22 protein-coding genes are annotated in these 26,052 nt (G+C 72.3%); 9 read left to right on the forward strand and 13 right to left on the reverse strand.

The features are described 5' to 3' along the window. The first annotated feature begins 27 nt into the window (after nt 1-27). The gene (locus AC07AW_RS03110; protein ID WP_478813767.1) at nt 28-735 is read left to right on the forward strand and encodes a PspA/IM30 family protein; all 708 of its coding nucleotides are present in this window, start codon (nt 28-30) and stop codon (nt 733-735) included. 19 nt (nt 736-754) lie between these two features. Here the strand turns inward: AC07AW_RS03110 and AC07AW_RS03115 are convergent, their stop codons facing one another. The 6 genes from AC07AW_RS03115 to AC07AW_RS03140 all read right to left on the reverse strand — a co-directional run bounded on the left by AC07AW_RS03115 (nt 755) and on the right by AC07AW_RS03140 (nt 7,586). Then, nucleotides 755-3,325 carry a SpoIIE family protein phosphatase gene (locus AC07AW_RS03115; protein ID WP_478813768.1) on the reverse strand — a complete coding sequence of 857 codons (2,571 nt, stop codon included), beginning with the start codon at nt 3,323-3,325 and terminating at the stop codon, nt 755-757. Nucleotides 3,326-3,469: 144 nt separating this feature from the next. After that, the gene (locus AC07AW_RS03120) at nt 3,470-3,892 is read right to left on the reverse strand and encodes an ATP-binding protein (protein WP_478813769.1); all 423 of its coding nucleotides are present in this window, start codon (nt 3,890-3,892) and stop codon (nt 3,470-3,472) included. Between the two features lie 143 nt (nt 3,893-4,035). Beyond that, entirely contained in the window at nt 4,036-4,521 is a 486-nt protein-coding gene (locus AC07AW_RS03125) for a (deoxy)nucleoside triphosphate pyrophosphohydrolase (RefSeq protein WP_478813770.1), read from the reverse strand. 40 nt (nt 4,522-4,561) lie between these two features. Further along, entirely contained in the window at nt 4,562-4,741 is a 180-nt protein-coding gene (locus AC07AW_RS03130; protein ID WP_093874257.1) for an SPOR domain-containing protein, read from the reverse strand. Nucleotides 4,742-4,896: 155 nt separating this feature from the next. Beyond that, nucleotides 4,897-6,657: a purine-cytosine permease family protein gene (locus AC07AW_RS03135; RefSeq protein ID WP_478813771.1), complete on the reverse strand. Its 1,761-nt coding sequence runs from the start codon at nt 6,655-6,657 to the stop codon at nt 4,897-4,899. A gap of 176 nt (nt 6,658-6,833) precedes the next feature. Further along, nucleotides 6,834-7,586, reverse strand: a complete 753-nt coding sequence (locus AC07AW_RS03140) for a GntR family transcriptional regulator (protein WP_478813772.1) — start codon at nt 7,584-7,586, stop codon at nt 6,834-6,836. Nucleotides 7,587-7,675: 89 nt separating this feature from the next. Here AC07AW_RS03140 and AC07AW_RS03145 point away from each other — a divergent pair, with 89 nt between their 5' ends. After that, nucleotides 7,676-9,175, forward strand: a complete 1,500-nt coding sequence (locus tag AC07AW_RS03145) for a glycoside hydrolase family 18 protein (RefSeq protein ID WP_478814378.1) — start codon at nt 7,676-7,678, stop codon at nt 9,173-9,175. A 172-nt stretch (nt 9,176-9,347) separates the two neighbouring features. Here the strand turns inward: AC07AW_RS03145 and AC07AW_RS03150 are convergent, their stop codons facing one another. Together AC07AW_RS03150 and AC07AW_RS03155 are read right to left on the reverse strand one after the other, a co-directional pair. Beyond that, the gene (locus AC07AW_RS03150) at nt 9,348-10,421 is read right to left on the reverse strand and encodes a DUF4190 domain-containing protein (RefSeq protein ID WP_478813773.1); all 1,074 of its coding nucleotides are present in this window, start codon (nt 10,419-10,421) and stop codon (nt 9,348-9,350) included. Nucleotides 10,422-10,702: 281 nt separating this feature from the next. After that, entirely contained in the window at nt 10,703-12,277 is a 1,575-nt protein-coding gene (locus AC07AW_RS03155; RefSeq protein ID WP_478813774.1) for a S8 family peptidase, read from the reverse strand. Nucleotides 12,278-12,510: 233 nt separating this feature from the next. Between AC07AW_RS03155 and AC07AW_RS03160 the strand changes: the two genes are divergently transcribed. Further along, the gene (locus tag AC07AW_RS03160) at nt 12,511-13,623 is read left to right on the forward strand and encodes a threonine synthase (RefSeq protein ID WP_478813775.1); all 1,113 of its coding nucleotides are present in this window, start codon (nt 12,511-12,513) and stop codon (nt 13,621-13,623) included. A gap of 145 nt (nt 13,624-13,768) precedes the next feature. On the opposite strand, the gene AC07AW_RS03165 is transcribed toward AC07AW_RS03160, so the two are convergent. Then, a complete protein-coding gene (locus AC07AW_RS03165; protein ID WP_478813776.1) occupies nt 13,769-14,506 on the reverse strand; it encodes a DUF4232 domain-containing protein in 738 nt (245 codons plus the stop codon). A gap of 117 nt (nt 14,507-14,623) precedes the next feature. Further along, nucleotides 14,624-17,269 carry an AfsR/SARP family transcriptional regulator gene (locus AC07AW_RS03170; protein WP_478813777.1) on the reverse strand — a complete coding sequence of 882 codons (2,646 nt, stop codon included), beginning with the start codon at nt 17,267-17,269 and terminating at the stop codon, nt 14,624-14,626. A 217-nt stretch (nt 17,270-17,486) separates the two neighbouring features. Between AC07AW_RS03170 and AC07AW_RS03175 the strand changes: the two genes are divergently transcribed. Then, nucleotides 17,487-18,101 (forward strand): antibiotic biosynthesis monooxygenase, encoded by a 615-nt coding sequence (locus AC07AW_RS03175; RefSeq protein WP_478813778.1) that lies wholly within the window; start codon nt 17,487-17,489, stop codon nt 18,099-18,101. A gap of 61 nt (nt 18,102-18,162) precedes the next feature. Here AC07AW_RS03175 and ychF read toward each other — a convergent pair whose 3' ends face one another. Then, entirely contained in the window at nt 18,163-19,251 is a 1,089-nt protein-coding gene (ychF, locus tag AC07AW_RS03180; protein ID WP_478813779.1) for a redox-regulated ATPase YchF, read from the reverse strand. A gap of 162 nt (nt 19,252-19,413) precedes the next feature. Between ychF and AC07AW_RS03185 the strand changes: the two genes are divergently transcribed. Beyond that, on the forward strand, nt 19,414-20,094 hold the full coding sequence (locus tag AC07AW_RS03185; RefSeq protein WP_478813780.1) for a DUF6542 domain-containing protein: 681 nt from the start codon (nt 19,414-19,416) through the stop codon (nt 20,092-20,094). A gap of 170 nt (nt 20,095-20,264) precedes the next feature. Here the strand turns inward: AC07AW_RS03185 and ppgK are convergent, their stop codons facing one another. Then, nucleotides 20,265-21,008, reverse strand: a complete 744-nt coding sequence (ppgK, locus tag AC07AW_RS03190) for a polyphosphate--glucose phosphotransferase (protein ID WP_478813781.1) — start codon at nt 21,006-21,008, stop codon at nt 20,265-20,267. 30 nt (nt 21,009-21,038) lie between these two features. Beyond that, the gene (locus AC07AW_RS03195) at nt 21,039-22,097 is read right to left on the reverse strand and encodes a 4-hydroxy-3-methylbut-2-enyl diphosphate reductase (RefSeq protein ID WP_478813782.1); all 1,059 of its coding nucleotides are present in this window, start codon (nt 22,095-22,097) and stop codon (nt 21,039-21,041) included. 54 nt (nt 22,098-22,151) lie between these two features. Here AC07AW_RS03195 and AC07AW_RS03200 point away from each other — a divergent pair, with 54 nt between their 5' ends. The 4 genes from AC07AW_RS03200 (at nt 22,152) to AC07AW_RS03215 (ending at nt 25,980) form a co-directional block, all read left to right on the forward strand. Then, nucleotides 22,152-23,504, forward strand: a complete 1,353-nt coding sequence (locus tag AC07AW_RS03200) for an APC family permease (protein ID WP_478813783.1) — start codon at nt 22,152-22,154, stop codon at nt 23,502-23,504. A gap of 79 nt (nt 23,505-23,583) precedes the next feature. Next, the gene (gene xseA / locus AC07AW_RS03205; protein WP_478813784.1) at nt 23,584-24,801 is read left to right on the forward strand and encodes an exodeoxyribonuclease VII large subunit; all 1,218 of its coding nucleotides are present in this window, start codon (nt 23,584-23,586) and stop codon (nt 24,799-24,801) included. A 148-nt stretch (nt 24,802-24,949) separates the two neighbouring features. Continuing rightward, nucleotides 24,950-25,210, forward strand: coding sequence for an exodeoxyribonuclease VII small subunit (locus AC07AW_RS03210; protein WP_478813785.1), 261 nt, complete (start codon nt 24,950-24,952; stop codon nt 25,208-25,210). Between the two features lie 179 nt (nt 25,211-25,389). Further along, on the forward strand, nt 25,390-25,980 hold the full coding sequence (locus tag AC07AW_RS03215; protein WP_478813786.1) for a malonic semialdehyde reductase: 591 nt from the start codon (nt 25,390-25,392) through the stop codon (nt 25,978-25,980). The last annotated feature ends 72 nt before the right edge of the window (nt 25,981-26,052 follow it).

Here is a 26,052-nt window from a genome sequence, read left to right on the forward strand (position 1 = left end):
TCCACCGGATCCCCAAGGAGCAGTGCCATGACCAAGCAGACCGTTCTCGGCCGCGTCACCCAGCTGGCGAAGGCGAACATCAACGCCCTCCTCGACCAGGCGGAGGATCCGCAGAAGATGCTGGACCAGCTGATCCGCGACTACGCGAACAACATCGCGGAGGCGGAGGAGGCGGTGGCGGCGACCATCGGCAACCTCCGGCTGATGGAGCAGGACCATCAGGAGGACGTGGACGCGGCGAAGGAGTGGGGCGAGAAGGCGCTGGCCGCCAGCCGTAAGGCGGACGAGCTGCGGCCGGGCGGGCAGACGGCGGAGGCGGACCGCTTCGACAACCTGGCGAAGGTGGCGCTGGGCCGCCAGCTGCAGTCGGAGAAGGAGGCGCGGACGGCGGAGCCGACGATCGCCGCGCAGACCGAGGTGGTGGCCAAGCTCAAAACCGGCCTCGACCAGATGAGGGCGAAGCTGGGCGAGCTGAAGGCCAGACGCGACGAGTTGGTGGCGCGGTCGAAGTCGGCCGACGCCCAGAACCGGATGATGGACGCCGTGCAGAGCATCGACGTGCTCGACCCGACGAGCGAGCTCAGCCGCTTCGAGGAGAAGGTGCGCCGGGAGGAGGCCCGGGCGCTGGGCAAGCAGGAGCTCGCCGCCTCCTCGCTCGACGCCCAGTTCGAGCAGCTGGACGCGCTCGGCGACAGCGCCGAGATCGAGGCCCGGCTGGCCGCGCTGAAGTCCTGAACTCGTACCCGGGACTCCCTCAGAACATGCTGAGGAGCTGTTCCACCGTGGGCTCCGCCGCTCCCTCGCCGTCCGGCAGGGCCAGTTCGAACCAGACGGTCTTGCCGCGCGGGGTGCGGCGGGAGCCCCAGGAGGAGGAGAGCAGTCCGACGAGCTGGAGGCCACGGCCGCCCTCGTCGGTGTCCCGGGCCCTGCGGCGGCGCGGCTGGACCAGGCCGGCGTCCCAGACCTCGCAGACGAGGGTGCGGTCGCGGAGCAGGCGGAGCCGTATCTCCCCCTCGCCGTAGCGCAGGGCGTTGGTGACGAGTTCGCTGACGAGGAGTTCGACGGTGTCGACGAGCGGTTCGAGGTCCCAGGCCGCGAGCTGGGCGCGCGCGAGTTCACGGGCACGGCCGACCGAGCGGGGTTCCCTGGGGAGCCGCCAGTCGCCGACCGCCTCGCTGGGCAGCCCCTGGATCCTGGCCATGAGGAGGGCGATGTCGTCCTCGCCGTGGCCGGTGTTCAGGCTGGTGAGGACCCGGTCGCAGACGTCCTCCAGAGGGCGGGCCGGGTCGGTGAGGGCGCGCCGGAAGGCCTGGAGGCCTTCGTCCAGCGGGTGGTCGCGGGATTCGACGAGCCCGTCGGTGTAGAGGGCGAGGAGGGCGCCCTCGGGCAGTTCGACCTCGACCTCCTCGAAGGGCTCCCCGCCGACGCCGAGCGGCATCCCGGGGGGTACGTCGAGGAGCAGGGCCTCCTCGCCGGGTTCGACGAGCACGGGCGGGAGGTGCCCGGCGTTGGCGAAGGTGCAGCGGCGGGTGACCGGGTCGTAGACGGCGTAGACGCAGGTGGCGAGGTAGACCTCGGAGAGTTCGGGGCCCCGGTTCTTGTGGGTGCGGGACTGCTGTGCGCCGATGGGGGCGCCCAGGCCGCGGGCGATCTCGTCGAGGTGGGAGAGGACCTCGGCCGGCTCCAGGTCGAGCTGGGCGAGGGTGCGGACGGCGGTGCGGAGTTCGCCCATGGCGACGGCGGCGCGCAGGCCGCGGCCCATGACGTCGCCGATGACGAGGGCGGTGCGGTGGCCGGGGAGTTCGATGACGTCGAACCAGTCGCCGCCGACCTCGGTGGCGGCGGTGCCGGGGAGGTAGCGGCAGGCGATGTCGAGTCCGGCGGCCTCGGGGTCGCCGGGCGGGAGCAGGCTGCGCTGCAGGATCAGGGCCCGCTCGTGCTCGCGGCGGTAGAGGCGCGCGTTGTCGATGCAGACGGCGGCGCGGGCGGCGAGTTCGACGGCGAGGGCCCGGTCGCGCTCCCCGAAGGGCTCGCTGCCCTTGGTGCGGGAGAACTGGACGAGGCCGACGACGGTGTCGTGGGCGGTCATCGGGACGACCAGGGTGGACTGGACGAGGTCTCCGTCGGAGCCGGGGACCGTGCGGATGCGTCCGGTGCGCAGGGCTCCGGCGCAGGGCGAGTTGAAGGGGTAGCGGTGGACGGCCCCGACCTCGATGGGGACGGGTCCGCAACAGCCGCTGCCCGGGCCGTGGCCCTCGTCGGATCTGAGGGGGGTGTCGGAGACGGCACTGGCGAAGGCGACCCTGCGGAGTTCGGCGCTGCCCGCCCCGTAGCCGACGTCGTGGGAGTTCCCCCAGCGGCCGGGCGGTGCCTCGTCGCCGGTGAGGAGGCCCTGGTAGAGGTCGACGGAGGCGAGGTCGCAGAAGCCGGGGACGGCGACGTCGAGGAGCTCGCGTGCGGTGGCCTCCAGGTCGAGGGAGTTGCCGATACGGGCGCCTGCCTCGTTGAGGAGGGCGAGGTTGCGGCGGGCGCTGGCGGCTTCCCTTGCGGCGTTGTGGCGGCGGGTGACGTCGATGCCGAGCCCGGCGACGCCGATCGGCCGGCCGGAGCCGCTGTGGACGCGGTAGAGGTTGATGGACCAGTGGCGCCGGTCGCGGGCGCCGGGGGCGGCGCCGACGATCTGGAAGTCGGTGACGGACTCGCCGGTCTCCAGGACCCGCCGGAGGGCGGTGGTCATCCGGTCGGCCTCGGCGGCGTTGAGGTAGTCGTGGACGGTCCGGCCCCGGTGGTCGTCTGCCTCGCCGCCGAAGACGGTGGCGAAGCGCCGGTTGGCCCGCTTCACGGTGAGGTCGGTGCCGAAGAGAAGGAAGCCGAAGGGGGATTGGCCGAATATCGCCTGGGAGGCGGCGAGGTCGGTCTCGATGCGGCGGAGGGCCCGCACGTCGACGACGATGCAGAGCGCGGCCCTCTCCCCGGCCTGGGTCTCGCTCGGCATGACGTACATCTCGGCGATGCCCCGGGGCCGGTCCTCGCCGGGCATGCGGAACGGGACGAGGCCCGTCCACTCCTTGCCGTCGAGGATCTCCTTGACCCGTCGGTGGCCGCGCTCGCGCAGGTCGGCGGGCATGAAGGCCTCGACGGGGTCCTTGCCCCTGGCCTCCTCGGCGGTCACCCCGAAGAGGTCCACGGCCCTTCGGCTCCACTGCTCGACGAGGCCGTCGGGCCCGATCGAGAAGGACGCCACCCGGATGTAGTCATAGATCGAGCCGGGCGGGCTGCTCTGCCACACGACGCCGCCGCTCGCCGTCTCAGGTATCTCGCTCACGCGACCGTCCCCTCCAGCTCACCGCACCGGACCGGCCATGCCCGCAGTATTCAATACGGCAGGCCCCGACGGCACGACGTTCCCGATCACAGGGTGGTCTCGTTCGTCCCTCGCCGAGTACCGGTGATCGTTGTCTCACCCTGTTTACTCACCAGGGAGAGCCAGCTCGAACCATACGGTTTTGCCGGTTCTTCCTCTACGGGTTCCCCAGCGGCGTGCGGAACAGGCCACGAGTCCGAGGCCGCGGCCCCCTTCGTCCTCGGGTCCCGGGACCCGCTCGGTGGGTGGATCCGGAAGCGGATCGGAGACCTCCACGAGGAGCGCCGGCGGATGCGCCGGGTCGGCGGCGTCGGAGCGGGGGCGGACGAGCCGGACCCCGATGGGGCCGGAGGCGTACCGCAGGGAGTTGGTCACCAGCTCGCTGACCAGCAGGACGGTCAGGTCACCGAGGGCCGTGTCGAGCTCCCAGGCACGCAGGGTCTCGCGCACCGCGTGGCGAGCCGTGCGCACGGCGTTCGCTTCCGCCGGGAAGTTCCACTCCGCGCGGTCGCCGTCGGTGTCGATCACACCCGATCACTTCCCCAGCCGTGCGTCAGCAGGAAGGCCCATGCCCCCTCCCAAGGGGTCATTCTGGACATACCCGCTATTTGGGACGGGATATCCCGACGGGGGCGTCAGCGGGCGCACGGTGGCACGAACGGCGTAGGGACTCAGCCGCGCGCTCCGTCGGCGGGCGCCGCCGGCAGTCTCAGCGCGGCCTCGGCGACGGCGGGGCGGTCCTGGTCGAGCCAGTCGACCGAGTCCAGCTCGTGCCGGGAGAGCCAGCGGAGCTCGTCGTGGTCCTCCAGGGGGCGCGGTTCGCCGGAGAGCAGTCGGGCGGTCCACACCCGCAGGACGTATCCGGGCTTCAGCGGCCACTCGCCGGGGATGCGCTCGCCCGGCTCGACCTCCACGCCGAGCTCCTCCCGGAGCTCGCGGACCAGGGCCTCTTCCGGGCTCTCGCCCGGTTCGAGCTTGCCGCCGGGCAGCTCCCAGCGGCCGGCGAGCTCGACGGGGGCGCTGCGGCGCGCGGCGAGCAGCCGCCCCCGGTCGTACAGGGCGCCCGCGACGACGACCACGACGCCGGCTCCCTGGCCGGGGCCGGCGTCGCGGTGGGGCTCGTGGGGCGCGGTGGGGTCGGTGGTGCGTTCCGTCATGGGCGCGAGCGTAGCCCGGCCCGGTCGGCGTCCGCCGGGGTCAGAGGGCGGGACTGCCGATGCGCTCGACCCAGTAGAGCTGCTTGTGGCCGCGGTCGTCGAGACTGTCCGCGATCTTCTGCGCTTCGTCCTTGGTCGCGTACCGCCCCACCCGGTAGCGGTTGCCGTTGTCGTCCTGCCGTATGACGAGCCAGGGAAGGACGGGGCCGCTGTCGGTCATCAGGCTTCTCCCTCCGCCGGTCCGGGCGCCGCTAAGGATCTCCGGGAAACCGCAATCCGCATATGCCGGAGCTTACGCCTGACCTTCACACAGCGGATACGGGTTTTCACAAAGAGGCACGGATCGGCCGGGAACCGACGGAGGGAGGCCGAAGGTCACACCCCGGGCGCCGCCGCGGGGACGGTCGGCACCGGCATGAGGACGGGGCCGCCCATGGCCTCGGGGGCCTTGCGGCAGACGTCCCCGCACGTGGCGTCGAGCGAGCAGCAGAGGGAGCAGACCGGGCCGGAGCGCACCGGGCAGTCGGCGATGTCCGGCAGTTCGTAGGCCGTCTCGCACTCCGCGCAGGTGTGGGTCGCGCGCTCGTCGGCGACCTCGGCGCCGGGGCCGTTCACGGTGTTGGGGCGGGCCAGGTAGTAGCGGCCCCTGGTCGCCCACGCGATGAGGGGGCAGAGGACGACGGCGAGCCCGGCGGCGATGAAGGTGGAGAACGCCTCGGCGTAGGTGCCGAAGAGACCGAAGAAGGCGAGGATCGAGACGACGGAGGCGATGACCATGGCGCCGAAGCCGGCCGGGTTCACGGCGTACAGGTAGGCGCGCTTGAACTCGATGTACGGAGGGCTCCAGCCGGCCCGCTTGTTGACGACGAGGTCGGCGGCGACGGCCGCGATCCAGGCGATGCCGACGTTGGAGTAGAACCCGAGCAGCTTGTTCAGGGCGGCGAACATGTTCATCTCCATCAGCGTCAGCGCGATGGCGAGGTTGAGGAAGATGTACCAGACGCGCCCGGGGTGCCGGTGGGTGACGCGGGAGAAGAAGTTCGACCAGGACAGCGAGCCGCTGTAGGCGTTGGTGACGTTGATCTTGATCTGGGAGACGATCACGAAGAGCGCGGCGGCGGGCAGCGCGAAGGTGCCGAGCCAGGGCCTGAGCGCCTCGATCTGCGGGGCGATCGGCTCCAGGGCGTGCGTCTTGCCGACGGCCTCCAGGGCGACGAAGGCGAGGAAGGCGCCGCCGAGCTGCTTGGCCGCGCCGATGACGACCCAGCCGGGGCCCGCGGCGAGCACGGCGAGGTTCCACCGGCGCTTGTTCGCCTCGGTCTTGGCGGGCATGAAGCGCAGGTAGTCGGCCTGTTCGCCGATCTGGGCGATCAGGGAGAGCGCCACGCCGGTGCCGAGACCGAAGCCGATCCACGAGAAGCCCGCGCCGGCACCCTCCGTACCGCCGAAGGAGGCGAAGGCGCCCCAGGCGTCGGGGGCTTCGAAGGCCAGGACGGCGAAGGGCAGCACCAGACCGGCGATCCAGATCGGCTGGGTCCAGGCCTGCACCTTGGCGAGCGCCCCCATGCCGCGGAAGACGATCGGGATGACGATCAGCGTCGTGACGAGGTAGCCGATCTCCACCGGCAGACCGACGGCCTGGTGCATGGCCTGGGCCATGATCGAGCCTTCGAGGGCGAAGAAGATGAAGGTGAAGGAGGCGTAGATGAGCGAGGTGAGCGTGGAGCCGAAGTAACCGAAGCCGGCGCCGCGGGTGATGAGGTCCATGTCCAGGCCGTACGTGGCGCAGGCCCGGGCGATGGGGATACCGGTGAGGAAGATGAGCACGGCGGCGGTGAGGATCGAGGCGAGTCCGCTGCCGAAGCCGTAGGTGAAGACGATCGAGGCGCCGATCGCGAAGTCGGCGAGGTAGGCGATGCCGCCGAGCGCGGTGCCGGCGACGGTCCCGGGCGACCAGCGCCGGAAGGAGTGCGGGGCGTACCGCAGGGAGTAGTCCTCGCGGCTCTCGTCCGCGGCCAGCCTGGCGTAGCTGCGGCGGGGTCCGGCGGGCGGCGGGGCGGCCTCCACCAGTGCCTGAACGGCCTGGGAGGTGCCCCCACCCGGCTCCGGGGTGGGTGTGGTGACCGTGTCCGTCATGAGGGTTCCTGTCGTCCGACCGGGTCGCGGGTACGGACGAGGAAGGTAGGAGCCGCGCGTGACGACGGCCGACGGCGCGCGGTTGCCGGGCGGTTACACGAACTGACGCCCCGTTAACTCCGGGTCACGCCCCCGGACGCCGGACCCCGCTGAACGGTCACCGGCCCGCCCCGGCGTCACCTCACCGGCAGGTGGTACGCGATGCGGTAGCGGTCGGCCGGGACGACGACGTCGGCCGTCTCCACGGCACGGCCCGAGGCGTAGTACGTGCGCTCCACGACCATGACCACGTGGCCCGGCACCCCACCGAGGGCCAGGAGTTCCTCGGCGAGGCCGGGCCGCGCCCCGACCTCCTCCACCACGTTGTCCACGACCACGTCGATGGCCGCCATGCGCTCGACGACGCCGCAGCCGCCCAGCGGGCCCTCCTCGGGCAGCATGACCGGCGTCCGGCCGGTGACGGCGAGGGGCTCCCAGGAGGTGGAGACCATCATGGGCTCGCCCCCGTCCCGGTACACGTACCGCGTGCGCATCACCCGCTCCCCCGGCTCGATGCCGAGCCGCTCCGCCACCTCGACGCTCGCCGGCTCCTGCTCGCTGCGCGACTCCCAGGTGCCGCGGGTCCCTTCGGCTGCCTGCTCCTGGCGGAAGGGGCTGGCGCCGGACGCAGGACGGTACCCGGAGCGGGCGATCCGCCGCGGGACGGGACGCTCGCGCACATAGGTCCCCGAACCCGAGCGCCCCTCCACGAGCCCCTCGGCCATGAGCACCTTGCGGGCCTCCAGCGCGACGGTGTCCGACACCCCGTACTCCTCGCGGATGCGTGCCTGCGAGGGGAGGCGGGTATGCGGCGGAAGCGAGCCGTTGGCGATCTTCTCCCGCAGATCGCTCGCCACGCGCAGATAGGCGGGCTGCTCACCGAACGTCACTGGACACTCCCCTCAGGTTGACTGACAGCTACAGCCTGACAACCGAACGTCGCGATCCGCAAGCATGGGCCAAAGTTTCACTCGAAGTGATGACGATCCCGGCTACCCGCGGTCACCCCGAAGCGCCGCCGCCGAGTCTCCACCGAGATCCCGTCGAACCCCTTGACCCCTATTGGTCCAGACCAATAAGTTCCTGCCCGCACGCTCCCTCCCGCCTCGCACAGGAACGAGCCCATGCGCCCCAGAGCCCTGACCAAGCTGACCCTCGGCACCGCCGCCGCGGCCGCCCTCGGCCTCCTCGCCACCCTGGCCCCGCCGCCGACGCCCACCCACAGCCCCCGCACGCGCCCGCGTCCGCGTCCGCGTCCGCGTCCACGCTCAAGCGGGTCGGCTACTTCACCCAATGGGGCATCTACGGCCGGAACTTCCAGGTCAAGGATCTGCAGACGAGCGGCACCGCCGCCAAGCTGAGCCACATCAACTACGCCTTCGGCGTGGTCGGTCCGGACGGGAAGTGCCTCATGGGCAACACCCCCGGCTCGGACCCCTGGGCCGACTACGTCCGCCCCGTCGACGCCGCGAACTCCGTGGACGGCGTCGGCGACACCGCCGACCAGCGGCTCGCCGGAAACTTCAACGAACTGCGCGAACTCAAGGCGAAGAACCCCGGCCTCAAGGTCATGATCTCGCTGGGCGGCTGGAGCGGCTCCGCGCACTTCTCCGACGCCGTCCGCACCGACGCCGGACGCAAGGCCCTCGTCGCCTCCTGCATCGACACCTACATCAAGGGCGACCTGCCCGTCGACGGCGCCCGCGGCGGCGCCGGGGCCGCCGTCGGACTCTTCGACGGCGTCGACCTGGACTGGGAGTGGCCGGGCTCGGACGGCGCCCCCGGGAACGTGATCCGCCCCGAGGACAAAGCCAACTTCACCAAGCTCGTACGGGAGTTCCGCACGCAGCTCGACGCGTACGGGCGCTCGCAGCCGCAGCGCAGGCACTACGACCTCAGCGCGTACGTGCCCACCGCCCCCGCCAAGATCGACGCGGGTTTCGAAGTCGCCGCGATCATACGGGACTTCGACTTCGTGAACCTCCAGGGCTACGACTTCCACGTCTCCGGCGAGAAGACCACCGCCCAGCAGTCCGCGCTCTTCGCGAAGGACGACTTCAGCGTCGACCAGACCGTCAGGGCCTGGCTTCGGCGCGGCGCCCCGGCCCACAAGCTCGTGGTCGGCATGCCCTTCTACGGCCAGGGCTGGACCGGTGTGACCGGTGGCGGCGACGGACTCGGGCAGCCGGCGGCCGGCCCCGCCCCGGCGACCTGGACGGCCGGCTCCGAGGACTACAAGCACCTGAAGAAGCTGGCCGATTCGGGGACGTACACCCTGTACCGCGGGCCGAGGAACGGCCACGCCTGGCTCTTCGACGGCACCAGCCTGTGGACGTACGACGACCCGACCGTCCTGCGCACCAAGGCGTCCTACGTCCGGCAGCGCGGGTTGGGCGGCGCGATGGTCTGGTCCCTCGACGGGGACACCGCGGACGGCGAGCTGATCACCGCCGTCGACCGGGGCCTGACCCGGCGCTGACGCCCCTCGCCCCCCATGAGCCGCGGACCGGTACCCCGCCGCTCACGGTGTTCCGGAACGGCGGTCGGTCACGGGCCGCCGTCCCCGGTCCGCCGTCCCCGGTCCGCACAGGACGGGGCCGGGCCTCCCGCGGAGGGAGACCCGGCCCCGTTCGTCGACCCCAAGACAGGCCCTAGGCCTGGGTGCCCTCGCCCGCCGGCGGCGTGCCCGTCAGGCCGAGCGCGGTCCGCGCCTCCGCGCCGAGGTCCTCGGGAAGGGCCTCCCAGGCGGCGTCGTACGCCTCCCAGTAGGCGTCCGCGTCGGGGGCGCCGGCGAGCTTGCTCCAGCGCTTCGAGGCCGTGTCGAGCTGCTTGCGGAGCGCCGCGACCGGGGCCGCGGAGTCGCCCGGCCAGGGGCGCTGCCCCAGGCCCGAACGGGCCGCGTCGATCGCCACCAGAAGCTCCCCGGCCCACTCCTTGTTCGACGCGAAGTCCTCGTCCGGGTCCTCCTCCGGCTCCTCGTAGACCGTCGTCTCGATCGGGTTCACGGTCATCAGGAAGAAGGTCTGGTCGAGGTTGAGCGTCGTCCTGTCGGAGCGCAACGAGCCCGAGAACGTCTTCTTCTCGTTGGCGAACACACAGGTCACGGCCCGGTCGCCGACCCGCCAGCTCTCCTTGCTCGGCTGGTAGTAATAGGTCCCGACGTCCTGCGGGATCGCCCAGGTGTCCATCGCGTACCCCGCGTTGATCGTCTCGCAGCGGTCCCCCGCGAGGTCGTCCAGCGCGTCGTCGCCGGGCCACTTGTCGAAGCCGGTCACCTTGAAGTCGCCCGTGACCTCGGCGTGGTGCGGGCGGGCGCAGTCGACGATCGTGATGTCCGTCGTGTAGTCCTCCAGCTTGCCGTCGCCGCTGAAGCACTGCCCGGTCCGCAGCGAGAACGGCGTCCGGGCGCGGGAGGCCTCGTCCACGCCCTCCTTGAAGCCGTTCCAGGCCGAGCCGATGCCGCCGGTCGCGAGGCCGACGACGAGCAGCAGGGAGCTGAGGGCGGAGAGCACGATGCCGGCGATCGCGAGCCCCTTGCCCGTCTGGTCCTTCTTCTTGATCTGCGGCAGCGCGACGAGGCCGAGGACCAGACCGAGGGGCGGCAGGCAGCACACGATGCCGGAGACGAGGGAGCCGACGGCCAGGCCGTTGGTGGAGCGGCGCGGCGGCTGCCCGTAGGGGACGGCGCCGGGCACGCCGGGCTGTCCGTACGGGGTGTACGGCATCCCCGGGGAGGTGTACGGCCCCGGGGCGGGCCATCCCCCGGGCTGCGGACCGCCCCCTGGCTGCGGGCCTCCTGCGGGCGGCGGGGTCGGCTGGCTCGGCTGGCTCGGCTCCACGGGTGCGTGCTCCTGTTGCGGACGGGCGATGCGAACAAACGCTCGGTCGCGCATCGTACGGAAGGGGCGGCCGCCCTCAGGCGACCGCCCCCCCTTTACGTCGGGCGTGGAACGTCAGGTGTGGAGCGTCAGGCGTGGAACGTCAGGTGCGGAACGTCAGGTGCGGATCAGAACTGCAGGGCCCAGGAGTCGATCTTCCCGGTGTCGTAGTCCGCGTTGTCCGTGACCCGCAGCTTCCACGTGCCGTTGGCGACCTCCGAGGAGGCGTTCACGGTGTACGTGGTGTTGATGTTGTCCGCGCTGCCGCCGGTGCCGAAGGCCTTCAGCGTGTACGCCGAGCCGTCGGGGGCGATCAGCTGGACCTGGAGGTCACCGATGTAGGTGTGGACGATGTTCACGGGCACCTGGAGGGCCGAGGGGGCGTTGCCCGAGACGCCACTGACGGTGACCGGCGACTCGACGGTCGCGTTGTCGTTGATCGCGAAGTCCGCGGTGTTCTCGAACTTCGGGCCGGTGGGCGGCGGGGTGGTGCCGCCGCCGACGTACAGCAGCTTGTTCGGGGAGCCCGTGCCGGGGCTGGTGACGACGTTCGGGGTGGCGGCGCTCACGAGGGCCGTGGAGACCTGCGCCGGGGTCGCCGTCGGGTTGTCCGCCAGGTAGAGGGCGGCGGCGCCGGCGACGTGCGGGGTCGCCATCGACGTACCGGAGATGGTGTTGGTGGCGGTGTCGCCGGTGCCCCAGGAGGAGGTGATGGAGGAGCCCGGGGCGAAGAGGTCGAGGCCGCTGCCGTAGTTGGAGTAGCTCGCCTTGGCGTCGCTCGACGTGGTGGCGCCGACCGTGATGGCCTCGGCCACGCGCGCGGGTGAGTGGTTGGCGGCGTTGTCGGTCTCGTTGCCGGCGGCGACCGCGTAGGTGACGCCGGAGGCGATCGAGTTGCGGACGGCGTCGTCGAGGACGGAGTCGACGCCGCCGCCGAGGCTCATGTTGGCGACGGCCGGCTTGACGGCGTGCTGCGTCACCCAGTCGATGCCCGCGACGACCTGCTCGGTGGTGCCGGAGCCGGAGTTGTCGAGCACGCGGACGCCGACGATCTTCGCCTTCTTGGCGACACCGTACGAGGAGCCCGCGACGGTGCCGGCGACATGGGTGCCGTGACCGTGGCCGTCCTGGGCGGTGTTGTCGTTGTCGATGGCGTCGTAGCCGTAGGAGGCGCGCCCGCCGAATTCGGTGTGGGTGATGCGGACGCCGGTGTCGATGATGTACGCGGTGACGCCCTGTCCCGCGGAGTCCGGGTAGGTGTAACTCTGGTTCAGCGGAAGGGCCTTCTGGTCGATCCGGTCCAGGCCCCAGGAGGGCGGGGAGGGCTGGGTGCCGTCGATGTGGAAGACACGGTTCTGGACGACGGACCGCACGGCCGGGTCGGCCGCGAGCTTCCGGGCCTGCGCCTCGGAGAGCTCGACGGAGTAGCCGTTGATCGCCGAGGTGTACGTCCGCTTGATCTTCGCGCCGAACTTGGCGGCGACGGCCCGGCCCTTGGCGGTCTCCGCCTGCGCGGACTCGTCCAGGGTGACGATGTAGCTGCCCGGGACGGTGCCCTCGGCCCCGGCGTTCTCGATGACGCCCTCGGGGGCGGCCGGTGCGGCGGCCGCCGGGAGGGCGCTGAGGGAGCCGAGGGCGAGGGCGGCCACGGCGATGGCCGCGGCGGTGGCCGTCCGGCGGCGCGGTGCGCGCATCACTGACATGTGGGGGGTCCTCCTCGTGGGGGTAAGGCAGGAGCACGACAGGGGTGTGACGTGGGTGCCGTGACGTGAGCCGTCACGTGAGCTGTGGCGCGAGTTGCGGCATGGACATGTCAATACGACACGGGAAGCCCGCGCCGTCTCGAACGTCCGGCTGCCGAGCGAAAGGTTGACTGATCCATAGGAATCGCACAAGGGCCCGCACAACTCCGCAACACCCGGGCCACACCGCTGACATGCTGGCCCTCATGACCGCCTACGAGTGCCCGCGCTGCCGGATCCAGTCCCCCGTCTCCGCCCTCACCTGGTGTTGTCCGAAGTGCCGCGGCCCCTGGGACCTCGCGTTCACGAGTGGACCGGTCTCCCTCCCGTCACTCGCGTCACGTGTGAATTCATTGTGGCGTTACGAGGAGGCGCTGCCTCCGCTCCCGTACGGGCCCGAGGTGAGCCTCGGCGAGGGCCGCACACCGCTCGTCCGTCTCACCGACTCGGTTTCGGCCAAACTCGACTTCCTCATGCCGACCCTGTCCTTCAAGGACCGGGGCGCCGCGCTGCTCGCCGCGCATGCCCGCCGCCTGGAGCCCCGCACGGTCCTCGCCGACAGCAGCGGCAACGCGGGAACGGCGATCGCCGCGTACGGCGCGCGGGCCGGGCTCGACTGCGTCGTGTACGTCCCCGAGGGCACGTCCCCGAAGAAGCTGGAGCAGATCCGGGCGCACGGGGCCCGGGTCGTCGAAGTGCCCGGCGACCGCGAGGCGACGGCCCGGGCGGCGCGCGAGGCGGCGGACGAACCGGGCGTCTTCTACGCCTCGCACGTGTACAACCCGTACTTCCTGCACGGCACCAAGACCTACGTCTACGAGCTGTGGGAGGAGCTCGGCGGACGCCTCCCGGACACGATCGTCGTCCCCGTCGGCAACGGCACCCTGCTCCTCGGCGCCGCCCTCGCCGTCGAGGAGCTGTACGGCCACGGGCTCGTCGAGCGCCGGCCCGCGCTCGTCGCCGTCCAGGCGGAGGCCGTGTCCCCACTGGCCGCCGCCTTCCACGCGGGCGCGGAGGACCTCACGGAGCCGGCCCCGGCTCGGGCCACCCTCGCCGAGGGCATCGCGATCCCGGCCCCGCCCCGCGCCCGGCAGATCCTGCGGGCGGTGCGCGCGACGGGCGGCACGTTCCTGACGGTGACGGAGGAACAGATCCGCGCCGCCCAGCGGGACCTGGCCCGCCGGGGCCTCTTCGTGGAGGCGACCGGCGTGGCCTGCTGGGCGGCGGTGAGCGCGACCCCGCCCCGCCCCGGGCTCACGGTGGTGCCGCTGTGCGGGGCGGGCGCGAAGACGGGTCTCGCGGCGTAACGGCTCAGAACTGGTCGGCGCCGTTGGGGAGTCGTACGGCTCAGAACTGGTCGGCCGTTGCGGAGTCGTACGGCTCAGAACTCGTCGGCGCCGTTGCGGAGTCGTACGGCTCAGAGCTCGTCGGCCGTTGCGGAGCTCGTACGGCTCAGAACTCGTCGGCGCCGTTGCGGAGCTCGTACGTCCAGTAGCCCGTCTTCGCGGCGGACTCGTCGACGGCGATGCCGCCGGCGGGGGCCTTCACGACGATGCTGCCCTCGGCCGGGCCCTCCGCGGCGAAGAGGTTCACGTTGAACTCGTTCACGACCTTGTTGTCCTCGTGGACACCGCCGAGCGCGATCCGCACGTTCGCGTAGGCGGGCTCGCCGGCCTTCAGGACGATCAGCGTGGCCGGCTTGCTCTTCGCGACGGCCGGGACGTCCTTGGCCGTCTGGATCGGGCCGAAGGCGATGAGCGGGTACTCGAGCAGGGTGCACGAGCGGCCGGAGGTGTTGGTGGCCGTGAGGACGATGTGCTCGGTCGGGACCTCGTCCGCCTTCGCCGCCGTGACCTTGATGTCGCCGTAGGCGCAGGCGGGGGCCTTCGCGGAGCTCTGGCCGCTCGTGGAGCCGGTCGTGGAGCCGGTCGTGGAGCCGGCCTTCGAGCCGCCGGTGGAGGCCGTGGAGCCCGTGGAGCCGCCCGTGGTCGAGCCGCCCGTGGAGCCCGAGCCGGTCTTCGTCGCGGCCTGGTCCGCCGTACCGCCACCGGCGGTGCCGGCGGCGGACGGGGCGGAGCTCGCGCTCCCCGCGTCCTTGACGCCGTCCCCGCCGCCGCAGGCGGTCAGGCCCAGCGAGAGGGCGGCGATGGCGGCGGCGGCCAGGACGGTGTTCTTGCGGTGGTTGCGCATGGTGGTACTCCCCCGTTGACGCGTTCGGTCGGCGCGTGCGGTCCACGCGCGCCGGTGCACCTCGCTCGGTGCTGTATCCAGCTTCCCGGCCCGCGCTGCCGTCCCGCTTGCGTACCGCTAACGTTCCGCTGACAGGCGCGAGAGGTGCGCCGCCGCCCGTGCCGAACCCTCGGCGTATCCGGCCGCTTCGGCGGCGACGATCGCACGTTCCAGCTGGTCGGCGGCCTCGTCGAGACGACCGATACCGGCCAGCGCCTCACCCCGGGTGATCTGCAGCGAGGCCTGGGTGACCACCGCGTCGGGCGCGACCAGTTCCCCGGCGCGAAGGGTGTGCGCGAGCGCCGCCTCGTACTCCTCCGCCTTCAGGCAGTGGCCCGCCAGGTGCTGGAGGGTCAGCACCTGGGTGGAGGGGTGGCCGGTGCGGTCGGCGAGGTCGACGGCGTGCAGCATCAGCAGCCCGGCCCGCTCGTGCTCCCCGCTCGCGTCCAGGACGGCGGCGTGGTTGACGTAGGCGATCGCCTCGCTGATCGCGTCTCCCGCACGGGCCGCAAGGCCGGGCGCCTTCTCCAGGTGGACGAGCGCCTCGGCGTCCCGGCCCTCCTCGTGCAGGATCCAGCCGAGCAGGGCACGCGTGCGCGACTGCGCGTCGAGGTCGCCGATCGCCTCGGCGGAGGCGAGCCCGGCCTCCAGGAGCGGGGTCCAGCCGTCCCCGATCCGCATGAGCATCAGCGGCCACTGCACGAGCGCGAGCCGCCAGGCCCGGTCGTGCATCCCGAGGGCGGCCGCGGCGGCGACCGCGCCCTCCAGGGCGGGGCGCTCGGCCGCGTACCAGTCGAGCGCCGCCGTACGGTCCTCGAACTCCCTGGTGGCGGCAGGACGTCGGGAGTCGGCGGGCAGCGAGTAGCAGGGCTGCGAGCCGGGTTCGGCGGCGGCGTCGGCCGCGAGGCCGGTGTACAGATAGTGGTCGAGGAGCCGGGGAAGGCCCTCGGGGTCGGCCTGCGGGGCGAGATGGCGGGCGTACAGCCTCACCAGGTCGTGCGGCGTCCAGCGGCCGGGGACGGCCTCGGTGAGCAGGTGGGCGGCGGCGAGCCGGTCCAGGTCGGCGGAGGCCTGACCTGGTGTCGTCCCGGCGAGCGCGGCCGCCGCGAACCGGTCCAGGTCGGAGCCGGTGTGCAGGCCCAGCGCGCGGAACATCCGGGCGGCCGACTCCGGCAGCTGCTGCACGGTGAGGTGGAGCGCGGCGGAGACGCCCCGGTCCTCCACGTCGAGGAGCGCCAACCGGCTCTGTTCGTCGGCGAGTTCGCCGACCATCGCGTCGAGCGTCCAGTGCGGCCGCTCGGCCAGGCGGGCGGCGGTCACCCGGAGGGCGAGCGGCAGGCCGTCGCAGAGCCGGGCGAGCCGGGTGGCGGCCGCCGGTTCGGCGGCGACCCGGTCCTTGCCGAGCACGGTGGTGAGCAGGGCCGCCGAGGCGGCGGGCTGAAGGTGTCCGAGCGGCACCGGGTGGGCGGCGTCGGAGGCGATGAGGCCGCCGAGCCGGTCGCGACTGGTGACGAGCGTCGTGCACGGGGCGCCGCCGGGCAGCAGCGGCCGGACCTGCTCGGAGGAGCGGGCGTTGTCGAGGACGACGAGCAGCCGCCGCCCACTGGTGAGGGAGCGGAACAGCGCACCGCGCGCGTCGACGGTCTCCGGGACCTTCTGCGGCGCGACACCGAGGGCGAGCAGGAACTCCCGCAGGACGGCGGCGGTCTCCGGCGCCGGGGTGTCGCTGAAGCCGCGCAGATCGGCGAAGAGCCGCCCGTCGGGGAAGTCGGCGCGCCGCTCGTAGGCCCAGTGGACGGCGAAGGCGGTCTTGCCGACGCCGGCGGGCCCGGTGACGAGACAGACGGGACCGTCCCCTGCACGCACGGCACGGTCGAGCGCGGCCAGCTCGCCCCCGCGGCCGGTGAAGCCGCGCGGGGCCCGCGGCAGGCCCTCGGGCGCCGGGGCCCTGACCTCGGTGGCGGGGCGGGGCACCGAGACGGGCTCGGCGGAGCGGAGCAGCGTCGCGTACGCCTCGCTGAGGGTCTCGCCGGGGTCGACGCCCAGTTCCTCGGCGAGCAGCCGGCGGGTCCGGTGGTACCAGTCGATCGCGTCCGACTGGCGGCCGGAGCGGGCGAGCGCCAGCATCAGCGCGGCGGCGAGGGACTCGCGCAGCGGGTGGGCGACGGCCTCGGTACGGAGGACGGCGGCGGCCCTGCCGTGCTCGCCGAGCTGTCCGTACGCCTCCGCCAGCGCCTCCACCGACGCGAGGCGCAGCTCCTCCAGGCCGCCGGCGGCGGCTTCGAGGGGCCTGCTGTGCACGGTCCCGGTGAGCGCGGGCCCCTGCCAGTACGACAGCGCCTCGCGCAGCATCCGTACGGCGTCGGCGGGCCTGCGCTGCACCCCGGCGAGCCCGACGAGCTCCTCGAAGCGGTGGGCGTCCACCAACGACTCGGGCATCCGCAGCACATACGCGGACCCCTGCGTGGCGAGCTCGACCCCGTACGCCTCGGCCCCGTGCTCGGCGAGCAGCGCCCGCAGCCGCGAGACGTGCCCCTGGAGCACGGTCTTGGCATGCGTGGGCGGCTCCTCCTCCCACAGGGCGTCGATCAACTGGCCGACGTTCACGGCACTGTTGGGCCGCAGCAGGAGCATGGCGAGCAGACTGGACCGCTTGGCGGGCCCCAAGGCTACGTCCCTGTCCTCCGTCACCAGCGCGACGGAGCCGAGCAGCCGGAACTCCACCTGTATACCTCCGCGATCCCTCTCCCCCATTTCCCGAGGAATCGAGGATACGTGGGCGGGAGGACGGCCTGTGCCGGGGCGGTCGGGCGGGCGGCGCACCACCGCCGGGTGTTCACCTGATTGCCCCCTGCCGCGTTGCCTCCCCTCGGCCCAGGTCATCGCATGGAGTGGGGGCGCGAGCCCGCAACGGGACCGCCGAAAGACGGGAAAGGGAGCCATGTACGTTCGCAGCATCTACGCAACGGGTGATCCGGCCAAGCTCGACGGGGTCGCCGAGGCGCTCCGGACCGAGGGGCGCGAGCTGCTGTCGTCGCAGCCGGGCTTTCGCGGGATGGGGCTGTTCGTCGACCGCGAGCTCGGCAAGCTCCTGGTGGGATCGTGGTGGGAGGACGAGGCCTCCCGGCAGGCCAGCTTCGAGAGCCTGAGCAAGCGGCGGGACGAGCTGCTCGCGCCCTTCGCGCGGACGATGATGATCGACAACTGGGAAGCGGCGGTCGCCCGGCGCGCAGAGGACGTCGGGCCCGGCGGAGGGTTCCGGCTGGTCCGCATGGACGTCGATCCGGCCGACATCGATCTGCTGGTGGACACGTTCCGCGACACCGCGCTGCCCAAGGTCCAGAAGATCCCCGGCCTCGACGGCATCTCCCTGCTCGTCGACCGCGACCGGGGCCGAGCCGCCGTCGGCGCGCTCTACGGCGAACGCGACGCCCTCGTGGCCTCACGCGGCGCCGTCGCGGCGGTCCGCGAGGAGGCCACGGCGAAGTCCCGCGCAACCACCAGCAGCCTGGAGGAGTTCGAGGTGGTCCTCGCCACGGCGGTCCCCCACACCTGAAACCGGCACGGACACACGAAAGGGGCCGAACTCGACGAGTCCGGCCCCTTCCACTGCGGCCTCACACGTTGAAGCGGAACTCCACGACGTCGCCGTCCTGCATGACGTACTCCTTGCCCTCCATGCGGGCCTTGCCGGCCGCGCGGGCGTCGGCGACCGAGCCCGTGTCGACGAGGTCGGCGAAGGAGATGACCTCGGCCTTGATGAAGCCCTTCTGGAAGTCGGTGTGGATGACACCGGCCGCCTCGGGGGCCGTCGCGCCCTGCTTGATCGTCCAGGCGCGGGATTCCTTCGGGCCGGCCGTCAGGTAGGTCTGGAGGCCGAGGGTGGCGAAGCCGACGCGGGCGAGGGTGGCGAGACCCGGCTCCTCGGCGCCGACCGACTGGAGGAGCTCCATGGCGTCCTCCTCGTCGAGCTCGGCCAGGTCCTGCTCCAGCTTGGCGTTGAGGAAGATCGCCTCGGCCGGGGCGACCAGGGCGCTCTGCTCGGCCTTGAAGGCCTCGTCCGTCAGCTCGTCCTCGTCCACGTTGAAGACGTACAGGAACGGCTTCGTGGTGAGGAGGTGGAGGTCGTGCAGGAGCTCCGCCTTCTCCGAGCCCTGGACGATGCCCTGCGAGAAGAGGGTGTCGCCCTTCTCCAGGATCGCCTGGGCGGCCTCGACGGCGGCGACCTTGGGCGCCGTGTCCTTCTTGATCCGCATCTCCTTCTGGAGGCGCGGCAGGACCTTCTCGATCGTCTGGAGGTCCGCGAGGATCAGCTCCGTGTTGATCGTCTCGATGTCGTCCTTCGGCGAGACCTTGCCGTCGACGTGGACGACGTTCTCGTCCTTGAAGGCGCGGATGACCTGGCAGATCGCGTCCGACTCGCGGATGTTCGCGAGGAACTTGTTGCCCAGGCCCTCGCCCTCGCTCGCGCCGCGCACGATGCCCGCGATGTCGACGAAGTCGACCGTCGCCGGGAGGATGCGCTGGGAGCCGAAGATCTCCGCGAGCTTGGTCAGGCGGGTGTCGGGGACACCGACGACACCGACGTTGGGCTCGATCGTGGCGAACGGGTAGTTGGCCGCCAGCACGTCGTTCTTGGTCAGGGCGTTGAACAGGGTCGACTTGCCGACATTCGGCAGACCGACGATTCCGATCGTGAGCGACACGGTGGCGACTTCCTGAAGGTGTGGATGGTGGGCCGATCCCCCAGTTTACGGGCGGGCCGAACCGGCCAGTGACGCCGACCTTCGGTCGTTCTCATGGGCAAGGTCACCCAAAGGGCGTGTCCCGGACCCGGTTACCGCCCCCTTCCGACCTACGTTGGTCGAGTGGAGCAGCACAGGACAAGTCAGCCGCAAGGCCGCCGAAGGCCGCAGACCCCCGCCACGCCGGTCGCACCGCCCGGCGCGCTCGTGGAGGGCGCGGCCGTCTACCGCGTGACCGGCAGGGCAGGGCGCGCCCGCGTGGAGCGGGCCGGAGCGGCGGCCGAGCCCGGCGCCCCCGCCGCGCGGCCCGCCGGACGGCGGCCCGTGCCGCCCCTCGTCCTCGCCCTGCGCCGGCTCCCCTCGCCCCGTCTCACCGGGCTCGGCGCCGGGCTCTTCGCCTCGGCCGTCATGCTGACCCTCGGCCTCCTCGACCAGCTGCTCCTCGACGGCTCCCCCGTCGTCTACGGGCTGCTGTTCCTGCCGGTCAGCGCCCTGACCGCGCTCTGGGTCCGGACCGCCGACCTCGTCACCGCCCCGATCGGCGTCCCGATCGCCTTCGCCGTCGGCGTCGTCCCCATCGCGGGCGGCACGGGCGGCTTCGGCGGCCAGGCCATGGCCGTCGTGACCGCCCTCGCCGTGCACGCCGGCTGGCTCTACGGCGGCACCCTCGTCGCCGGCGTCATCGCGAGCGTCCGCAAGATCCGGGACATGGGCCGCCGCCACCGGCGCACCACGCCCCGTGCGGGGTCGGGCGAGGGCCCGGGCGGGCGGGCACCGGCGGCGGGGCGCAGGCCGGTCGCGTAGTCGGATCCAAAATCCGGTATTCGGATGCCGGATGCCGGATGCCGGATATTGGATGCCGGATATTGGATACCGGAGGCTGGATCCAATGTTCGGTATCCGTCTGTTGGATATTGGATCCCGGATCCTCGGGTTGGGCAGTGGATCCTGGATCCCCGCCCAGCCCAGCCCCCTCAGGCCGCCCCCGCCGCCATCCCCGCCCCCACGATCCCGGCGTTGTTCTGGAGCTCCGCCGGGACGATCTCCGCGCGGATGCCCTCGATCAGCGGCAGGAACTTGTCGGCCTTGCGGCTCACGCCGCCGCCGATGATGAACAGTTCCGGCGAGAAGAGCATCTCCACGTGCGCGAGGTACTTGCGCAGCCGCCGGGTCGCCCAGTGCTCCCAGCTGAGGTCCTCGTCCTCCTTGGCCTTCGTCGAGGCCCGGGTCTCCGCGTCGTGGCCCTTGAGCTCCAGGTGGCCGAGCTCGGTGTTGGGGACGAGGCGGCCGTCGACGAAGAGGGCGGAGCCGATGCCCGTGCCGAGGGTCAGCAGGATCACGGTGCCCTTGCGGCCCCGGCCCGCGCCGAAGGTCATCTCCGCGATCCCGGCCGCGTCGGCGTCGTTCAGGACGGTCACGGGGAGGCCGCCGAGACGGTCGCTCAGGAGGGTGCCGGCGTCGACGCCGATCCAGGACTTGTCGACGTTCGCGGCCGTACGGATGGTGGAGCCGGTCACCACGCCGGGGAAGGTCACCCCCACGGGCCCGGTCCAGCCGAAGTGCTCCACGACCTCCGCGACGCAGCCCGCCACACCGTCGGGTGTGGCGGGCTGCGGGGTCAGTACCTTGTGGCGCTCCTCGGCGAGCGTGCCGCGTTCCAGGTCCACGGGGGCGCCCTTGATGCCCGAGCCGCCGATGTCCACTCCGAAGACGTTCATGGACCCCACGGTAAGGGCTGGCGCGCCGCGCTACTCCTTGACGGACGCGACGGGCGCGGCGGGCGCGGCGGGCGCGGCGGGCGCGGCGGCCGCCGCGAGCTTCTCCGCCTCGGCCCGCAGGTCCTTGTTGCGGAGCTCCTTGGGCAGCGAGAAGGTCAGCGACTCGTCGGCCGTCTTGACGATCTCCACGTCCGCGTAGCCGCGCTCGGCGAGCCACTCCAGGACCTCCTGCACCAGGACGTCCGGGACGGAGGCGCCGGAGGAGAGGCCGACGCTGGTCACGCCCTCCAGCCAGGCCTCGTCGATCTCGCTGGCGAAGTCGACGAGGTACGCGGCGGGGACTCCGGCCTGCTTGGCGACCTCGACCATGCGGATCGAGTTGGAGGAGTTCTTCGAGCCGACGACGATCACCAGCTCGGCCTGGCCGGCGAGCTCCTTGATGGCGGTCTGGCGGTTCTGCGTGGCGTAGCAGATGTCGTCGGACGGCGGGGAGATCAGCTGCGGGAACTTCTCCTTCAGCGCGTCGACCGTCTCCATCGTCTCGTCGACCGAGAGGGTGGTCTGGGAGAGCCAGACGACCCGGGAGGGGTCGCGGACCTCGACCTTGGCCACGTCCTCGGGGCCGTCGACCAGCTGGATGTGGTCGGGGGCCTCGCCGGAGGTGCCGATGACCTCCTCGTGGCCCTCGTGGCCGATGAGGAGGATGTCGAAGTCGTCCTTGGCGAAGCGGACGGCTTCCTTGTGGACCTTGGTGACCAGGGGGCAGGTGGCGTCGATGGTCGCGAGCCGGCCGACGCGGGCCTCCTCGTGGACGGTCGGGGCGACGCCGTGCGCGGAGAACATCACGATGTTGCCCGGCGGCACCTCGGTCGCCTGGTCGACGAAGATCGCGCCCTTCCGCTCCAGGGTCTGGACGACGTACTTGTTGTGGACGATCTCGTGCCGGACGTAGATCGGCGCCCCGTACTGCTCCAGGGCCTTCTCCACGGCGATCACGGCACGGTCCACGCCCGCGCAGTAGCCGCGGGGGGCGGCGAGCAGGACACGCTTCGGGCGGTTCGTCGCGGGCGTTGCAGTCATGGGTCCCATCGTAAGGCCGCGTCGGTGGGCGGATGGAGCGGCGCCGTGGCCGAAACTGGCGCCATGGCTCAGGAGACGCAGGTGGCGGACCACGAGGGGCTCCGACGGAACCTCGGATTCCGTGACCTCGTGGTGTACGGACTGCTGTTCATCGCCCCCATGGCGCCGGTCGGCATCTTCGGCACCCTCGACGCGAAGTCGCACGGGGCCGTCGCACTGGTGTACGTCGTGGCCACCGTCGCCATGGCGTTCACGGCGTTCAGCTACGCCCAGATGGTGCGGGTCGCGCCGCAGGCCGGTTCCGTCTTCACGTACGCGCGCAAGGGCCTCGGGGAGGGGCCGGGCTTCATCGCCGGGTGGATGGCGATGCTCGACTACCTGCTGATTCCGGCCGTCGCCTACCTCTTCGCGGGCATCGCGATGGAGGCGCTGGTCCCGGAGGTGGACCGGTGGGTGTGGACCGGGATCGCCGTGGTGGTCACCACCCTGCTGAACCTGTGGGGCGTGCGGGCGGCGGCCCGGGTCGGCTTCGCGGTGCTCGCGATGGAGATCGTGGTCCTCCTCGTCTTCGCCGGCTCGGCGGTGGTGATGCTCGTACGGGACGGGGCGCGGCGCGACTGGTGGTCGCCGCTCACCGGTGACGGCTCGTTCTCGCTCGCCGCGGTGATCGGCGCGGTGTCGGTGGCCGTCCTGTCGTACCTGGGCTTCGACGCGATCGCGTCCTTCGCCGAGGAGGTCACGGGAGGTTCGCGGAAGGTGGCGCGGGCGGTGCTGTTCTGCCTGGCGCTCGCGGGCGTCCTGTTCGTGGCCCAGACCTGGCTCGTGGCGCTCCTGGAGCCGGTCTCCTCGGCCGAACTCGCCGCCGACCCGGCCAAGCAGGGCTCGGCCTTCTACGACGCCGTGGACGCCTCGGTCGGCGGCTGGCTGCACGACCTCGTGGCCGTCTCCAAGGCGATCGGCGCGGCCTTCGCGGCGCTCGCGGGGCAGGCGGCGGGCGGCCGGCTGCTGTTCGCGATGGGCCGCGACCGGCGCCTGCCGCACCTGCTCGCCCGCACCGACGGCGGTGTCCCGCGCGTGGCGCTGCTCGTGGCGGCGACGGTGACGATGATCGCGGCGCTGTGGGCGGCGCGGCGCGACGACGGCCTCGACCATCTGGTCTCGGTGGTCGACGTCGGCGCGCTGACCGCCTTCGTCCTGCTGCACGCGAGCGTGGTGGGCTGGTTCGCCGTGCGGCGGGCGGAGGGGCCGCCGCACTGGTTCAAGCACGTCGTGATGCCGGTGGTCGGCGCGGCGATCCTGATCGCGGTGATCGTCGAGGCCTCGGCCGCCGCGCAGGTGGTGGGTGTGGTGTGGCTGGGCGTGGGCCTCGTCGTCCTGGCGGTCCAGGGCGCGACCCGGACGTCCGCGCGCGCGTGACGCGGCCCGGTGGGCCCCGACCGCCCCGGACCGCCCGCGCGCCCCTGACGTTGTCGTACCGCGCGGTTACGCTCGGTCCATGGGTCTGACTACGTCCGCAGAAGCACCGCTTCCCGTCGGTGAGGTCTCCCGGATGATCGGGGGGTGGATCGACCGGCTCGGGGCGATCTGGGTCGAGGGGCAGATCACGCAGCTGTCGCGGCGCCCCGGCGCCGGGGTCGTCTTCCTGACGCTGCGGGATCCCTCGTACGACATCTCCATCGCCGTCACCTGCTACCGCCAGGTCTTCGACGCGGTCGCGGACGTCGTCTCGGAGGGCGCCAGGGTCGTCGTGCACGCCAAGCCCGAGTGGTACGCGCCGCGCGGGCAGCTGTCGCTGCGGGCGGTGGAGATCAAGCCGGTCGGGATCGGCGAGCTGCTCGCGCGCCTGGAGCAGCTGAAGCGGAGCCTGGCCTCGGAGGGCCTTTTCGCGCTCGACCGGAAGAAGCCGCTGCCCTTCCTGCCGCACCTCGTCGGCCTGGTCTGCGGCCGCGCCTCGGCGGCCGAGCGGGACGTCCTGGAGAACGCGCGCCGGCGCTGGCCCGCCGTCCGCTTCGAGGTGCGGAACGTCGCGGTACAGGGCGTGAAGGCCGTCCCGCAGGTCGTCCAGGCGGTCAAGGAGCTGGACGCGCACGAGGACGTGGACGTGATCATCGTGGCCCGGGGCGGCGGCAGCGTCGAGGACCTGCTGCCGTTCTCGGACGAGCAGCTGGTCCGGGCGGTGGCCGAGTGCCGTACGCCGGTGGTGTCCGCGATCGGGCACGAGCCGGACTCCCCGCTGCTCGACCTGGTGGCCGATCTGCGCGCCTCGACGCCGACGGACGCGGCGAAGAAGGTCGTGCCGGACGTCGGCGAGGAGCTGGACCGGGTGCGCGGGCTGCGGGACCGGGCGCTGCGGACCGTGCGCGGCCTCCTGGAGCGCGAGGAGCGCGGTCTGGCGCACGCGCTGGCGCGGCCCGTCATGGAGCACCCGCAGCGCATGGTCGAGGTCCGCGAGGACGAGCTCGCGGCGCTCCTCGCGCGGAGCCGGCGGGTCCTCGGGCACCTCCTGGACCGGGCGGACTCGGAGCTCTCGCACACGCAGGCGCGTGTCCGGGCGCTGTCGCCCGCCGCGACGATGGAGCGGGGGTACGCGGTGCTCCAGCGGGCGGACGGGGCCGTGGTCCGCTCGCCCGGGGAGGTCGCGGAGGGCGAGGAGCTGCGGGCCAGGGTCGCCGAGGGCGAGTTCACGGTGCGGCGCGTGGCCGATCCGGCCTGAGCCAAGAGGTCCGGCCCGAGCCAGGAGGTCCGGCCTCAGCCAAGAGGTCCAGCCCGAGCGAAGAGGTCCGGCCTGAGCGAAGAGAACGGCCCGAGCGAAGAGATCCGGCCTGAGCGAAGAGAAACGGATACCAAGGATGGAGCGGCACATGGCAGCGGGAACGGACGCGGGTACGGACACCAGCGCGGAAGAGGCGGCCCTCGGCTACGAGCAGGCGCGGGACGAGCTGATCGAGGTCGTCCGGCGGCTCGAAGCGGGCGGGACGTCCCTGGAGGAGTCCCTCGCGCTCTGGGAGCGCGGCGAGGAGCTGGCGAAGGTGTGCCGGCGCCGCCTGGAGGGGGCGCGGGCCCGGCTCGACGCCTCACTGGCGGCGGAGCGCGCGGCCGAGGCGGAGGACGAGGACGAGTAGCCCCGGCCTCCGGCGCGGGCGGCGCCCCTCACGGCCGCGCCCCCGCATGTAGACTCCGAGTGAACCGGATCACTATCCGGATAGATTAGTTGAATTTTCACCAATCCTGGGCGTACTGTCGAGACATCGCTCGAACTTCGTACGGGCGAACCCCCTTTGCAGTCCGGAAGGTACGCAGCATGTCTCTCGCCCTTGACGCCGTCGCCCAGGACCTCCTCTTCCGCGAGGCCCGCACCGCCAACACGTTCACCGACGAGCCGGTGACCGACGAGCAGGTTCAGGCGATCTACGACCTGGTGAAGTACGGCCCGACCGCCTTCAACCAGACCCCGCTGCGCATCACCCTGGTCCGCTCCCCCGAGGCCCGCGAGCGCCTGGTGAAGCACATGGCCGAGGGCAACCAGGCCAAGACCTCCGCCGCCCCGCTGGTCGCGATCCTCTCCGCCGACAACGAGTTCCACGAGGACCTCCCGTCCCTGCTCCCGCACTTCCCGCAGGCCAAGGACATGTTCTTCTCGGAGCGCCCGGTCCGCGAGGGCTCCGCCCTCCTGAACGCCGCCCTCCAGGCCGCCTACTTCATCGTGGGCGTCCGCGCCGCCGGCCTGGCCGCCGGCCCGATGACCGGCCTGGACTTCGCCGGCGTCCAGAAGGAGTTCCTGGACGACGACCACACCCCGCTGATGGTCGTCAACATCGGCAAGCCGGGCGAGGACGCCTGGTTCCCGCGCTCCCCGCGCCTCTCCTACGACGAGGTCGTCACCACCGTCTGAGCCTGACGGCACACGGAAGGGCCCCGCACTCCACGAGTGCGGGGCCCTTCCCGTACGCATACGGATCAGAGG

The sequence above is a fragment of the Streptomyces sp. NPDC044003 genome, assembly GCF_056435185.1.

Bases quoted from the DNA above. Each gene is read 5' to 3' on its own strand.
- AC07AW_RS03125 (WP_478813770.1), bottom strand. From the start codon at position 4,521: ATGACGGAACGCACCACCGACCCCACCGCGCCCCACGAGCCCCACCGC.
- AC07AW_RS03145 (WP_478814378.1), top strand. From the start codon at position 7,676: ATGACGATCCCGGCTACCCGCGGTCACCCCGAAGCGCCGCCGCCGAGT.
- AC07AW_RS03175 (WP_478813778.1), top strand. From the start codon at position 17,487: ATGTACGTTCGCAGCATCTACGCAACGGGTGATCCGGCCAAGCTCGAC.
- AC07AW_RS03210 (WP_478813785.1), top strand. From the start codon at position 24,950: ATGGCAGCGGGAACGGACGCGGGTACGGACACCAGCGCGGAAGAGGCG.
- AC07AW_RS03160 (WP_478813775.1), top strand. From the start codon at position 12,511: ATGCTGGCCCTCATGACCGCCTACGAGTGCCCGCGCTGCCGGATCCAG.
- AC07AW_RS03155 (WP_478813774.1), bottom strand. From the start codon at position 12,277: ATGTCAGTGATGCGCGCACCGCGCCGCCGGACGGCCACCGCCGCGGCC.
- AC07AW_RS03110 (WP_478813767.1), top strand. From the start codon at position 28: ATGACCAAGCAGACCGTTCTCGGCCGCGTCACCCAGCTGGCGAAGGCG.
- ppgK (WP_478813781.1), bottom strand. From the start codon at position 21,008: ATGAACGTCTTCGGAGTGGACATCGGCGGCTCGGGCATCAAGGGCGCC.
- AC07AW_RS03200 (WP_478813783.1), top strand. From the start codon at position 22,152: ATGGCTCAGGAGACGCAGGTGGCGGACCACGAGGGGCTCCGACGGAAC.
- AC07AW_RS03215 (WP_478813786.1), top strand. From the start codon at position 25,390: ATGTCTCTCGCCCTTGACGCCGTCGCCCAGGACCTCCTCTTCCGCGAG.
- AC07AW_RS03150 (WP_478813773.1), bottom strand. From the start codon at position 10,421: ATGCCGTACACCCCGTACGGACAGCCCGGCGTGCCCGGCGCCGTCCCC.
- AC07AW_RS03135 (WP_478813771.1), bottom strand. From the start codon at position 6,657: ATGACGGACACGGTCACCACACCCACCCCGGAGCCGGGTGGGGGCACC.
- AC07AW_RS03165 (WP_478813776.1), bottom strand. From the start codon at position 14,506: ATGCGCAACCACCGCAAGAACACCGTCCTGGCCGCCGCCGCCATCGCC.
- AC07AW_RS03195 (WP_478813782.1), bottom strand. From the start codon at position 22,097: ATGGGACCCATGACTGCAACGCCCGCGACGAACCGCCCGAAGCGTGTC.
- AC07AW_RS03130 (WP_093874257.1), bottom strand. From the start codon at position 4,741: ATGACCGACAGCGGCCCCGTCCTTCCCTGGCTCGTCATACGGCAGGAC.
- xseA (WP_478813784.1), top strand. From the start codon at position 23,584: ATGGGTCTGACTACGTCCGCAGAAGCACCGCTTCCCGTCGGTGAGGTC.